The organism is Hydrogenophaga sp. IBVHS1, from assembly GCF_002127265.1.
In the GTDB taxonomy this organism is placed as follows: Bacteria; Pseudomonadota; Gammaproteobacteria; order Burkholderiales; family Burkholderiaceae_C; genus Hydrogenophaga.
In genome coordinates, this window is the sequence record NZ_NFUU01000002.1 from 78305 (window position 1) to 91188 (window position 12884).

Genomic DNA, 12884 nt, shown 5'->3' on the forward strand with positions numbered 1-12884 from the left:
TTCAGCGCACCGCCAGTGCCGCCTTCGCCCGCCGGACGATGCTGTCGGCATCCACCTGGAAGTGCGCGCGCAGCGCCGCACGCGTGTCGCTGCGGCCGAAACCATCGGTGCCCAGCGTGTGAAACGTGCGACCTTCCGGCACGAAGGCGCGCACGCTCTCCGGCAGCGCACGCACGTAGTCGGTGGCGGCCACCACCGGGCCGGCGCTCATTGCCAGCAGGCGCGTGAGGTGCGCCTCGGCGGCGTGCGCCACACCGTCGCGCGCGAGTTCGCTCCAGCTGGTAATGCTGAACACATCGGCGCCGATGCCGTCGTCGGCCAGTTGCGCGGCGGCCTTGAGCACTTCGGTGAGGATGGCGCCAGAGCCGAGCAAAGTGACGCGTGTCGTTGCCGGGTGGGGGCCGAACCGACCGAAGTGGTAGCCGCCCTTGAGCACATCAGCGGCCACACCCTCGGGCAGGTCCGGCTGGGCGTAGTTCTCGTTCATGAGCGTGACGTAATAGAACACGTCCTGCTGCTCCACCAGCATCTCGCGCATGCCGGCATCCACAATCACCGCCAGTTCGCCAGCGAAGGCGGGGTCGTAGGCCTTGCAGTTCGGAATGGTCGCGGCCACCAGGTGGCTGCTGCCGTCCTGGTGCTGCAGGCCTTCGCCACCCAGCGTGGTGCGCCCTGAGGTGGCACCCAGCAGAAAGCCGCGCGAGCGCTGGTCGGCGGCGGCCCATATCGCGTCGCCCACGCGCTGGAAGCCGAACATGGAGTAGTAGATGTAGAACGGCAGCATGGCCAGGCCGTGCACGCTGTAGCTGGTGGCTGCCGCCGTCCAGCTGGCCAGCGCGCCGGCTTCGCTGATGCCTTCCTCCAGGATCTGGCCTTCCAGCGCTTCGCGGTAGCTGAGCACGGAGCCAATGTCTTCGGGTGCGTAGCGCTGGCCCACGCTGCTGTAGATGCCGATCTGCTTGAACAGGTTGGCCATGCCAAAGGTGCGCGCTTCGTCGGCCACGATGGGCACGATGCGCGGACCGAGTTGTGCGTCCTTGAGCAGGCCACCGAGCATGCGCACGAAGGCCATGGTGGTGCTCATCTCCTTGCCGTCGGCCTTCAGGGCAAAGGTGGCGTAGGCGTCGATCGGGGGCACGGGCACCACCTCACAAGCTGTCTCGCGCCGAGGCAGGGCGCCACCGAGCCGCTCCCGGTGCTCGCGCAGGTAACGCATCTCGGCGCTGTCGTCGGCGGGCTTAAAGAATTCCAGACCGGTGGCCTGCGCGTCGGAGAGTGGCAGATTGAAGCGATTGCGGAACTCGATGAGATCGGCGCCGTCGAATTTTTTCTGGCTGTGCGTGGTCATCTTGCCTTGGCCGGCGCTGCCCATGCCGTAGCCCTTCTTGGTGTGCGCCAGGATCACCGTGGGCTGCCCGGTGTGTGCGGCAGCAGCGGCGTACGCGGCGTGAATTTTCACCAGGTCGTGGCCACCGCGTTTCAATCGATCGATCTGCTCGTCGGTCATGCCCTGCGCGAGCCTGGCGAGTTCTTCGTTCTGGCCGAAGAAGTTGTCGCGGTTGAAGCGGCCGTCCTTGGCGGCGAAGGTCTGCATCTGGCCGTCCACCGTGTGGGCGAAGGCGCGCACCAGCGCGCCGCTGGTGTCGCGTGCAAAGAGGCCGTCCCAGTCGCTGCCCCACACCAGCTTGATCACGTTCCAGCCGGCGCCGGCAAAGAGTTTTTCCAGCTCGTCGATGATGCGGCCGTTGCCGCGCACCGGGCCGTCGAGGCGCTGCAGGTTGCAGTTGACCACCCACACCAGGTTGTCGAGCTTCTCGCGCGCGGCCAGCGTGAGCGCGCACATGCTCTCGGGCTCGTCCATCTCGCCGTCCCCGAACACGCCCCACACCTTGCGGCCTTCGCAGTTCTGCAGGTTGCGGTGCGTGAGGTAGCGCATGAAGCGCGCGTGGTAGATCGAGCTGATGGGCCCGATGCCCATGGAGCCGGTGGGGAACTGCCAGAAATCCGGCATCAACCAAGGGTGCGGGTAGCTGGAGAGACCGCGCGCGCCGCTGGCCGGGGCCGTGAGCTCCTGTCGGTAGTGCAGCAGGTCGGCCTCGCTCAGGCGGCCTTCAAGGAACGCCCGGGCGTACACGCCGGGTGCGCTGTGGGGCTGAAAGAAAACAAGATCGCCCTGGCGGCCTGCGCGAAAGAAATGGTTGAACCCGGTCTCGAACAAGTCGGCCGCGCTGGCGTAGCTGGCGATGTGACCACCGAGTTCACCGTAAGCCTGGTTGGCGCGCACCACCATGGCCAGCGCGTTCCAGCGCATCAGCGAAGCCAGACGCTCTTCCACCGCCAGGTCGCCGGGAAAGGCCGGCTGGTCTTCCACCGCGATGGTGTTCATGTAGGGTGTGTTGAGCTCGGGCTGCCAGCCAATGCGCTGCTGGCGCGCCAGCCGAGCCAGCTCGTCGAGAATCTGCCGCGCGCGCGCCGGGCCCTGGCTCGACGCCAGCGACAACAGCGCTTCGCGCCACTCCGCCGTTTCGCCGGGGTCCGGATCGGCTGGTGCGGGCTCGATGAAATGCAACTGCTTCGAAACGTCGTTCATGGTCTGGGCTCCTGGACCGGACACTGTAGGCGCACTGGCGAGGCAAGTGCTGTGGATGCCCCCGAAGAAGTTCAATTCATGAGGCATAACAGGTGCGGGTGCGAGGCGCTGGATGCGTCTCCCGGCTGGTTGAGACCCCGCAACCAGCGCGCCTGCCTCAGATGCCCGTCATTTCGGCGTAGGCGCGCCGCGTGGCCGGTGACACGGCGGCCAGCACCTGCGCATGGCTGACCTGATGGCGCTTCAGCAGGCGGGCCGAGGCCACGGTGCGGGAGCGGCAAAACCAGTGGCAGGTGTGTTGCATGAGGAAGAGTTCGGCCGACAGCGTGAAGGCCTTGTCGCGCGGTGAACGCTGCTCTGCGGGAGACACCGCATCGGCGATGCCGCGTGAATGAATGCGAAAGGCCTCGCGCAGATCGAACGCGGCGCGGGGGAACAGGCGTGCCGCCCAGGGCAGAGCGATCTTGCTCACGCGGGCGGCGGTCTCATCGACGCGTGAAAACTCCGAAGTGAACCGGGTGAACTGGTCCGCGATGGCGTTCTCGGAACCCGCCAGCAGGCTCCAGATCTGCTCGCGGCGCTGCGGGTCGTTTTCTCCCAGCGCTCGCAGGTAGCCCTGAGCCAGTTCTTCCATCAGGGCTTCGATGCGGTAGCGGCCCAGGTGCTGGCCGAGCAGCGCAATGCGCCGCTTCTGGTCTTGGGTGTTGAGGAAAACAACGACCGCAAAGGTCACCAGCGTGAAGATCAGGATGTCCATGGGCGGCTTTGGGGCGACTACGGGAAAGCCCGCAGTGTAGTGACAGGATGGGCCGGGAGGTCGGCGGGGTGCGAGAATCAATTCCTTTTGCCGATTTGCTTCTGCGCCGAACAAGGCGCCAACCCTGCCCATCATGTCGCGCTATCTGCCCCTGTTCGCCCTGGCCTCACTGGCGCTGGCCATCTGCCTGCTGGGTTTGTCCTGGCTCGCCGAGGTCTTGCTGGACCGCGCGCTCGGCGTGGGGGAATGGGTGCTGCTGGGGCTCGTGCTCATCGCGATCACGGCCGTGGCGGTGCGGCGCTACCGACTGCGCCACCGGCGCCGGCTGCAGGACATGCGCGACTCGGCGCTCTGGTAGCGCAGCAGCGTCAAGCGTGGCGGCGTGCCAGCACGGCCAGGGCAAGCGCCGCGCCCAACGCTGGTACCCAGCCTTCCGCGGTGCCCATGGTCCACAACGTGGCCGCGCTGACTGCGCACCAGATCAGTGCCACCCCCCATGTCGCGGCCAGCAGGCTGCGCACGGCGCGGTGGCTCGATGTGACGCAGAGCAACACGCCCAAGGTGCCGATGGCTGTTGGGTCCGGTGCGAGGCCAAAGAACTCCGCCTGCGACCCCGGTCGGCCCGTGATGGCGGCCAGCCAGGGGTGCAGGAACTCGGCCCAGGCCACAAGGGCCAGCCCCGTTCGCTGGCGCGCCACGTCGTTCACAACGCGAAGGCTGCCCGCCAGGGACAGCACAAGAATGGCGACGGCCTGTAACGCAAAGCCCATGGCGAAGGCGCCCGCAGCCGGGTTGATGGGCGCGTAGCGTTGCCAGAGGAAGGTCCACGCCACCAGCGCCCAGCACGCGGCCAGCAGGGCCATGCCGGCACGCACCGCGCCCATTCGGCCGGTCCAGAGTGCGACCGCCAGAAAAATGGTGAACAGCGCCGTCAGCACCTGTATGGGCCAGAGCGATTCGTTGTGCAGTTCGAACAGGCGCCAGTAGGTGCGCGGCGCGAACATGAGCAGGTCCGAGGGGCGGTAGGTCCACCACTCGCTCATCTCGCGCCTCGCTGGGCGGGGGTCTTCACAGGGCGGCCACGTCGCGCGCCACGCGGGCGCGCAGCGCCGCGTCTGGCATGCGGCCGCGTGCGGCGCCCATGTTCTGCCGCACATGCGCCACCTGGCTGGTGGCGGGAATGGCGCAGGTCACGGCCGGATGAGACACCGCGAACTTGAGCGCCACCTGCGCCCAGCCATCGCAATCGATCTCGCGCGCCCAGCCCGGCAGCGGGTGGCGGCTCAGTTGATCCAGCAAGGCGCCTTCGCGAAACGGGCGGTTGACCATGACGGCGATGCGCCGTTCCTGCGCCAGTGGCAACAGGCGTTGCTCCACCTCCCGGTCGAGCAGGTTGTAGGTGAGCTGCACGAAGTCGATCGGCTGCGTGCGCATGATGTCTTCCAGCTCGGCATGCCGCCGGCCTTCCGAGGTGCTGATGCCCACGTACCGCAGTTGCCCGGCCGCCTTCATGGCCAGCAGACGCGGCAGGTGCTCGCGCCAGCCCAGCAGGTTGTGCACCTGCATCAGGTCGAAGCGCGGCACGCCCCAGTGCGCGCGTGAGGTTTCCATCTGCGCGGCACCGCGCGCCACATCGCCCACCCACACCTTCTCGGCCGAAAACAGCGTGGCGGGCATGCCGAGTTGCGCCAGTGCGTGACCAATGGTGGTCTGCGAAGACCCGTACATGGGCGAGCTGTCGATCAGGCGGCCACCCGCTGCAAAGAAGGCGCGCACCACCTGCGCGCAGGCGTCGCGCGCCACCGGGTCCTGGCCCACGTTGAAGGTGATCCAGGTGCCGAGCCCGACCACCGGCACCGCTTCGCCACTGGAAGGAATGCGGCGCGTGATGACGGGGCTGGTTGATTGCGCCAAGGACAGTCGCGGCAGCGCGGCCATCAGCGCGGCACCAGCGAGCCAGCGACGGCGCTGCGTCGATGCGGGGTCGGCGGGTGGGATGCGGCTCATGCGTTGGTGCAAAAGCCGTGGGAGCAACCCGGGCGCGCTTAAGTTCCGGGATCGTCCGGCACCACGGCAGTGACTTCGATCTCCACCTTGGCCCGCGCTTCCACCAGGGCGCTCACTTCCACGCAGGTCATGGCCGGGAAGTGGCGGCCCATCACCTCGCGGTACGCCTCGCCGAGCTCGCGCAGGCGCGCGTTGTATTCCACGCGGTCGACGATGTACCAGGTCATGCGCACCATGTGCTCGGGCCCGGCGCCGGCGCAGCCCAGCACGTCGCGAATGTTCCGCAAGGCCTGGCGCGTCTGATCGATGAAGTCGTCGCTGGCGAACACCTGCGCGCCATCCCAGCCGATCTGTCCACCGACAAACACATGGGTGCCGCGCGCGGCGATGCCGTTGGCGTAGCCTTTGGGCGCAGCCCAGCCGGGCGGTTGCAGGTGCTTCATCATGGGGTCGGGTTCCGGGAGAGGGTTTGCGTGGCCTGCTGGCGCAGCGCGAAGCGCTGCAGCTTGCCGGTTTCGGTGCGCGGGAGCTGCGCCACAAACACGACCTCGCGCGGGTATTTGTAGGGCGCCAGCGACTGCTTCACATGCTCCTGCAATGCTTTCACCAGCGGCGCGCCAGCGGCCTCGCCGGGTTTGAGCACCACGTAGGCGAGCACGATCTGGCCGCGTTCTTCGTCGGGGCGGCCAATCACGCCGCATTCGGCCACGGCCGGGTGTTGCAGCAAGGCGGCTTCCACCTCCGGGCCGGCCACGTTGTAGCCGGCGGTGATGATCATGTCGTCGGTGCGCGCCTGGTAGAAGAAGTAACCGTCGGCGTCCTGGCTGAAGGCGTCGCCGGGGTAGTTCCAGCCGGCCTTCACGTACTGCGTCTGGCGCGGCTCGTCGAGGTACTTGCAGCCGGTGGGGCCGATCACCGCGAGCTTGCCCACCTCGCCATGGGGCAGCTCGTGCCCCTGTTCGTCCACCACGTGGGCTTCGTAGCCCGGCACCACCTGGCCAATGGCTCCCCGGCGCACGGAATCGGGCGGGGAAGAAATGAAGATGTGGAACATCTCGGTGGCGCCGATGCCGTCGAGCATCTCCAGCCCGGTGGCCTGCTTCCAGAGCTGTCGAGTGGCGTCGGGCAAACCTTCGCCCGCGCTCACGCTGATGCGCAACTTGCCAATGCCGTGCTGCTGCGCGAACGCGGCCATCTGCCGGTAAAAGGTGGGCGCGGTGTAGCAGATGGTGGCGCCCACGCGGCCGATGAGCTGCACCATGGCCTCGGGCGTGTAGGGAATGGAAGGGAAATACACCGAGGCGCCCGCCCACATGGGAAACACCAGCAGCCCACCCAGGCCGAAGGTGAAGGCCAGCGGTGGCGAACCCATGACGATGTCGTCGGGCGTGGCACGCAGCACGTGGCGCGGCCAGGTCTCGCAGGCGGCAAGCACGTCGCGGTGGGTGTGCACAGCGGCTTTGGGCGTGCCGGTGGTGCCCGAGGTGAAAGCCAGCAGGGCGATGTCGGTGGCGGCCGTGGGGCAGGGTGCGCTGTGCTCGCACTGGCGCGCCGCCAGTTTCTCCAGCGAATTCGGCGCATCGGCGGTGCCGGTGTTGAACACCAGCAGCCGCATGCCGGCTGCAGCGGGGTCGGCCGCCAGGGCCGCCTTGAGTTCGTCCTGCAGCTTCACATCGCACAGGGCCAGCGCGGGCTGCGACTTCGAGACGATGGCCGCAAGCTCTTTCGCGCGCAGCAGCGGCATGGTGGCCACCGCCACCAGCCCGGCCTGCACCGTGGCCAGCCACGTCAGCGCCATGGCCACCGAGTTGCCGCCGCGCAGCAGCACGCGGTTGCCAGGCACAAGGCCGAGGTCCACCGTGAGCACGTTGGCGATGCGGTTCACCTCCGACTGTGCCTGCGCGTAGCTCAGCGTGCGTTCATCGCTGCGCAGAAAGGGCCGTTCGGCATGACCGGCCTGCACCGCGCGCTGGAACAGGGCCTGCACCGCGTTGACCTGTGCCGGCAACTGCAGCTCGGGTCGGTCGAAGCGCAGCTCGGGCCACTGCTCGGGGGGCGGCAGGCGGTCGTGCACGAATTGATCGGGCTGAGCGCTGGGAACGGTGCTGGTCATGGACATTTCCCCATGGTTCACGGGCCGGTGCCGCGCAAGGTGTGCTTGCCGAGGATGAGCAGCTGCACTTCGCTGGCGCCTTCGTAGATGCGCAGCGAGCGGATGTCGCGGTAGAGGCTTTCGATCTTCTGGCCCACCTGCACGCCGCGCCCGCCGAACATCTGCAGCGCCATGTCGATCACACGCTGCGCGTTCTCGGTGGCGGTCAGCTTGGCGCTGGCGGCGGCCGCGGTGTAGGCCGGCGTGCCCGCTCCGCTGGTGGGGCTGCAGTCGCGCAGCCAGGCCGCGCGGTAGGTGAGCAGGGCGGCGGCGTCGATGAGGGCACTCATCTCGCCCAGCTTCGCCTGTGTGAGCTGGAAGTCGGCCAGGGTCTGGCCGAACATCTTGCGGTGTTTCGCGTGCGCCACCGCTTCAGCCAGCGCGCGCCGCGCCATGCCCAGCGCCGCAGCGGCCACCGAGGCGCGGAAGATGTCCAGCGTCTGCATGGCCAGCTTGAAGCCGCCGTGCAGCGGGCCCAGCAGGGCGTCGGCGCCGAGACCGCAGGCGTTGAAGTGCAAGGTGGCCAGTGGGTGCGGGGCCATCACGTGGATGTGCGCGCTGCTGTCCAGACCGGGTTCGTGCGCGTCGACGATAAAGGCACTGATGCCGCGCGCGCCGGCGTCGGGGTTGGTCTTGGCGAACACCACATAGAAGTCGGCCAGGTCGCCGTTGCTAATCCAGGTTTTGCTGCCATCGAGCGTCCAGCCCTGCGCTGCGGGTGTGGCGCGCGTGGCCATGGCCGCCACATCGGAGCCGGCTTCGGGTTCGCTGAGCGCAAAGGCGGCAATCTTCTGGCCCGTGGCCACGGCCCCCAGGTACCTGGCCTGCTGTTCCGCTGTGCCCGCGAGCGTGATGGCGCCGCTGCCCAGGCCCTGCATGGCGAAGGCGAAGTCGGCCAGTGGGGAATGGAAGGCCAGCGTTTCCCGCAGGATCACGAGCGAGCGCGAATCGAGCGCGGGCAGCGCGCCACCATGTGCCGCGCTCACGCAGTAGCGAAGCCAGCCATCGCGGCCCAGGCGCGCCACCCAGTCCTTGCAGGCGGCGCGGTCGTCGGTTTCGTCCACGTGTTGCAGCGCGGCCCAGTCGGCCAGGCGTGGCGCCATCTCGCGGTGGTGCGCGTCGAAGAAGGGCAGTTCCCACTGGCCTTGTGGCGGGTGCATGCCGTGCGGGTGTTCAAAGGCGACCATGGCGGCTATTCCTCTCAATCGCCTTCAAACACCGGGCGCTGCTTCGCCGCGAACGCTTCATAGGCGCGCTTGAAGTCCTGCGTCTGCATGCAGATCGCCTGCGCCTGCGCTTCGGCTTCGATGGCCTGGTCGAGTGTCATGGCCCATTCCTGGTGCAGCATGGTCTTGGTCATGCCATGCGCAAAAGTGGGGCCCTGCGCGAGTTGGGCGGCGAGCTTGTGCGCGGCGGGCAGCAGCGCAGCGCTGTCGTGCAGGGCATTGAAGAAGCCCCAGGCGTGACCTTCCTGCGCGTTCATGGCGCGGCCGGTGAACAGCAGCTCGCTGGCGCGACCCTGCCCGATCATGCGCGGCAGCAGGGCGCAGGCGCCCATGTCGGCACCGGCCAGGCCCACGCGGGTAAACAGGAACGCGGTGTTGGCCTGTGGCGTGCCCAGTCGCATATCGGAGGCCAACGCCATCATGGCGCCGGCACCGGCGCACACGCCATCGATGGCGGCCACGATGGGCTGCGGGCAGGCGCGCATGGCGCTCACCAGCGCTCCAGTCATGCGCGTGAAAGCGAGCAGTTCGGGCATGGTCATCTTCGTGAGCGGCCCGATGATCTCGTGAACGTCCCCGCCCGAGCAGAAGTTGTCGCCCGCGCCGGTGAGCACCACGGCGCGAACGTCCGTGGCGGTCTGCAGGCCCAGAAACCAGTCGCGCAGCTCGGCATAGGAATCAAAGGTGAGCGGGTTCTTGCGTTCGGGCCGGTTGAGCGTGACGGTGGCCACGCCTTCGGTCACGTTCAACGCGAAGTGACTGGGCGCCTTCGCGGCCATGGGGCCGTACTGGCCGCGCATCGGGTTGTGGTCGGGGATGGGGTGTTTCATTCGTCCAGTTTCCGATTGAGTTCGAGTTGGTGCTGCTTGACCTTGCCCAGCAGTTTGTGCAGGCTGTCCAGGTCGCGTGCGTTCAGGCCCTCGAAGGCCTCCACGATCCACTGCTCGTGCTGCTGCGCCATGTCGACAAAGCTGGCGCGACCGCGGTCGGTGAGGCGCACGCGAAAGGCGCGCCGGTCTCCGTCCACGCCCATGCGCTCCACCAGGCCTTCGGTGACGAGCTGGTCGGTGATGCCGGTGACGTTGCCGCCGGTGACCATGAGTCGGTGCGAGAGCTCCTTCATCTTCAGGCCCTCGGGGTGGCGCTCGAGCTGGGCCATGAGGTCGAAGCGCGGCAGCGTGGTGTCGAACTGTTCACGCAGGCAGGCGCGTACGCGTTTCTCGATCAATTGCGAGCAGGTCAGCAGCCGCAACCACAGGCGCAGTTCCTGCGCGTGCTCGCTGTGGGCACGGGCTTCGAGGTCGAGAGAGGGGGTTGTCATGACGTGCTGGCGTTGAGGGCCTGTTGGCGTGCGATTTCGCGGTAGAGCTGATCGCGCCCGCTCTCGTAGGGGCGCGGCCACTCGATTGCACGGGTCTGCAGTTTCGCAGCTTCGTGCAGGGTCCAGGCCGGATCGGCGAGGTGCGGACGGGCCACGGCGCACAGGTCGGCGCGGCCGGCCGCAATGATGCTGTTGGCGTGGTCGGCCTCGCTGATGGCGCCGACCGCCATGGTGAGGATGCCGGCCTCGTTGCGCACACGGTCGGCAAACGGCGTCTGGTACATGCGGCCGTACACGGGCTTCGCGGCGCGCGTGGTCTGGCCCGAAGACACATCGATCACATCACAGCCAGCGGCCTTGAACAGGCGCGCGATCTGCACCGCGTCATCGGGCGTGTTGCCGCCGGGCGCCCAGTCGTGCGCGGAAATGCGCACGCTGAATGGTCTGTCGGCGGGCCACACGGCGCGCATGGCCGCGAACACCTCCAGCGGATAACGGCAGCGGTTTTCCAGCGAGCCACCAAATTCATCGGTGCGCAGGTTGGTGAGCGGGCAGATGAAAGCCGAAAGCAGGTAGCCGTGGGCGCAGTGGAGCTCCAGCCAGTCGAAGCCGGCGTCTGCGGCTCGCTTCGTGGTGGCCACGAAGGCGGCGGTGAGTACGTCCATGTCGGCGCGCGTCATGGCGCGGGGCACCTGGTTCTGTTCGCCATAGGGCACGGCGCTGGCCGACATCAGCGGCCAGTTGCCCGCAGCCAGCGGTTCGTCAATCTGCTCCCAGCCAAGTTGCGTGGAGCCCTTGGCCCCACTGTGACCGAGTTGAAGACCGATCTTCGCGGTGCTGCTGCCGTGCACGAAATCCACGATGCGCTGCAGGCCGACCTGTTGTGCGTCGGTCCACAGACCCGGACAGCCAGGCGTGATGCGGCCTTCGGGTGTGGGGCTGGTCATTTCCACCATCACCAGCGCGGCACCGCCGAGCGCGCGTGCGCCCAGGTGCACCAGGTGGTAATCACCCACCACGCCGTCGACCGCGCTGTACTGCGCCATGGGCGAAACCACAATGCGGTTCTTGAGCGTGAGGCCGCGCACGGTGAGCGGCAGCAGCATCGGCGGCGTCGGGTGTTTCCTCACTGGTTTTTCTGGTTGGGCCTGCGTTTGAAGCCAGGTCTCATACCCTTCCAGCCATGCCGCGTCTCGCAGGCGCAGGTTCTCGTGGCTGATGCGCTGGCTGCGCGTCAGCAGCGAGTACGCGAACTGCTCGACCTCCATGCCGGTGTAGCGGTCCACGTTCTCGAACCACTCGGTGGAGTTGCGCGCGGCGTTCTGGATCTTGAGCACTTCCACGCTGCGGCGCGCCTCGTAGCTGCGCAGCACCTCGGCCACGTCGGCGTTGGCGTGGCGCGTGAATTCATCGGCCAGATCGATCGCGTCTTCCAGCGCCAGCTTGGTGCCACTGCCGATGGAAAAGTGCGCGGTATGGGCGGCGTCGCCCATCAGCACGATGGGGGTCTGGCGACCTGCGATGTCTTGCCAATGCACCCAGGTTTCGCAGATCACGCGCGGAAAACGGATCCAGTTGGCCGAGCCGCGCAAGTGTGAGGCGTTGCTGATGAGCGCATGGTCGTCAAGCCAGGGGGCAAACAGCTTCTCGCAGAAGGCCACGCCATCTTCCTGGCTCATGGCATCGATGCCGTGGGCCTTCCACACTTCCTCGGGCGTTTCCACGATGAAGGTCGAAGTTTCGCCGTCGAACTTGTAGGCGTGCGCCTGAAACCACCCGTGTTCGGTCTGCACGAAGGCGAAGGTGAAGGCATCGAAGGTCTTCTTTGTGCCGAGCCAGACGAAGCGGCACTGGCGCGTGTCGATGTCGGGCTGGAAGGTCTCGGCGTAACGCGTGCGAATGCGGCTGTTGAGCCCGTCGCTGGCGATCACGAGGTCGGCCTCGTACTGCGCGGCCAGGGCCTGGTCGTCGCTCACGTCGGTCTCAAAGACGAGGTTCACGCCCAGTGCCAGGCAGCGTTCCTGCAGGATGTTCAGCAGCCGCTTGCGGCCGATGCCGCAGAAGCCGTGGCCGCCGGAGCGCACGCGGCGGCCCTTGAAGAAGACGTCGATGTCGTCCCAGTGGTTGAACGCCTCGCCGATCAGCGTGGCGGATTCGGGGTCGGCCACGCGCAGGTTGCCCAGCGTCTGGTCGGAGAGCACCACGCCCCAGCCGAAGGTGTCAAACGGGCGGTTGCGCTCCACCACGGTGACGGTCAGTGTCGGGTCGCGCCGCTTCATGAGAAGGGCGAAATACAGCCCGGCCGGCCCGCCGCCGATGCACAGGATGCGCTTGAGAGCCGGATGGGGGGTATTCATGTCTAATTAGTTTAGACTTAAAATATCTCAGGCCAACCGGGGAAACCCTAGGCCACCGCCGTTGAATCAGCTTGCTGGATGGGCGGCACTCCGCGTCGGTGCTATGGTGGTGAATTACATTCGAGTTTCAAAGGAGGCTACCCATGTCTGTCTACAGATTCAAATCCCGCGAAACGGGTGAGCTGGTGATGCTGGAGCCACACGGCAAGCGCCTGCTGCAGATCATGGGCAAGGACCCATCGGGCGCGGGCGTCCTGCTGCCCGATCAGATGCCGGCGGCTGTGGAAGCGCTGCGCGCAGCGGCAGTAGAAGAAGACGCCACGCGCAGTCGCCAGAAGGAAGAGGCGCAGGCCCGCGGCGATGTCGCGCCTGAGTTCGACCCGGTGAGCCTGCGCATGCGCTCGGCGCCGTTCATCGAGATGATTCAGCGCGCGGAAAAGGCCGGCGTGGAAGTGGTGTGGGGCGTCTGAGGCG

Annotated in this window: 12 protein-coding genes; 2 read left to right on the forward strand and 10 right to left on the reverse strand. The window is 67.3% G+C overall.

The genetic code is table 11. The features are described from left to right. Position 1 precedes the first annotated feature (1 nt). Together mdeB and CAP37_RS15140 are read right to left on the reverse strand one after the other, a co-directional pair. Positions 2–2590: an alpha-ketoglutarate dehydrogenase gene (gene mdeB, locus CAP37_RS15135; RefSeq protein WP_086125077.1), complete on the reverse strand. Its 2589-nt coding sequence runs from the start codon at positions 2588–2590 to the stop codon at positions 2–4. A gap of 157 nt (positions 2591–2747) precedes the next feature. Beyond that, complete coding sequence (locus CAP37_RS15140) at positions 2748–3347, reverse strand: hypothetical protein (RefSeq protein WP_086125078.1); 600 nt, start codon at positions 3345–3347, stop codon at positions 2748–2750. A gap of 133 nt (positions 3348–3480) precedes the next feature. Between CAP37_RS15140 and CAP37_RS15145 the strand changes: the two genes are divergently transcribed. Further along, the gene (locus CAP37_RS15145) at positions 3481–3705 is read left to right on the forward strand and encodes a hypothetical protein (RefSeq protein ID WP_086125079.1); all 225 of its coding nucleotides are present in this window, start codon (positions 3481–3483) and stop codon (positions 3703–3705) included. A 10-nt stretch (positions 3706–3715) separates the two neighbouring features. Here CAP37_RS15145 and CAP37_RS15150 read toward each other — a convergent pair whose 3' ends face one another. From CAP37_RS15150 to CAP37_RS15185, 8 genes are read right to left on the reverse strand one after another with little or no spacing between them, the layout of a single operon-like run. Next, positions 3716–4390 (reverse strand): DUF6064 family protein, encoded by a 675-nt coding sequence (locus tag CAP37_RS15150; protein ID WP_086125080.1) that lies wholly within the window; start codon positions 4388–4390, stop codon positions 3716–3718. Positions 4391–4415: 25 nt separating this feature from the next. Continuing rightward, on the reverse strand, positions 4416–5354 hold the full coding sequence (locus CAP37_RS15155) for an aldo/keto reductase (RefSeq protein ID WP_086125081.1): 939 nt from the start codon (positions 5352–5354) through the stop codon (positions 4416–4418). Between the two features lie 38 nt (positions 5355–5392). Beyond that, entirely contained in the window at positions 5393–5800 is a 408-nt protein-coding gene (locus CAP37_RS15160) for a RidA family protein (protein WP_086125082.1), read from the reverse strand. Continuing rightward, on the reverse strand, positions 5797–7467 hold the full coding sequence (locus CAP37_RS15165) for an AMP-binding protein (RefSeq protein WP_373271093.1): 1671 nt from the start codon (positions 7465–7467) through the stop codon (positions 5797–5799). Before CAP37_RS15165 ends, CAP37_RS15160 begins: the two co-directional genes overlap by 4 nt. A gap of 17 nt (positions 7468–7484) precedes the next feature. Further along, complete coding sequence (locus tag CAP37_RS15170; RefSeq protein ID WP_086125084.1) at positions 7485–8693, reverse strand: acyl-CoA dehydrogenase family protein; 1209 nt, start codon at positions 8691–8693, stop codon at positions 7485–7487. Positions 8694–8707: 14 nt separating this feature from the next. Beyond that, complete coding sequence (locus CAP37_RS15175; protein ID WP_086125085.1) at positions 8708–9562, reverse strand: enoyl-CoA hydratase family protein; 855 nt, start codon at positions 9560–9562, stop codon at positions 8708–8710. Then, positions 9559–10053 (reverse strand): MarR family winged helix-turn-helix transcriptional regulator, encoded by a 495-nt coding sequence (locus CAP37_RS15180; RefSeq protein ID WP_086125086.1) that lies wholly within the window; start codon positions 10051–10053, stop codon positions 9559–9561. Before CAP37_RS15180 ends, CAP37_RS15175 begins: the two co-directional genes overlap by 4 nt. After that, on the reverse strand, positions 10050–12410 hold the full coding sequence (locus CAP37_RS15185; RefSeq protein ID WP_086125087.1) for a bifunctional salicylyl-CoA 5-hydroxylase/oxidoreductase: 2361 nt from the start codon (positions 12408–12410) through the stop codon (positions 10050–10052). The genes CAP37_RS15180 and CAP37_RS15185 overlap by 4 nt, the downstream gene beginning before the upstream one ends. 143 nt (positions 12411–12553) lie before the next feature. Here CAP37_RS15185 and CAP37_RS15190 point away from each other — a divergent pair, with 143 nt between their 5' ends. Continuing rightward, complete coding sequence (locus CAP37_RS15190) at positions 12554–12880, forward strand: DUF1840 domain-containing protein (RefSeq protein WP_086125088.1); 327 nt, start codon at positions 12554–12556, stop codon at positions 12878–12880. Positions 12881–12884: the final 4 nt, after the last annotated feature.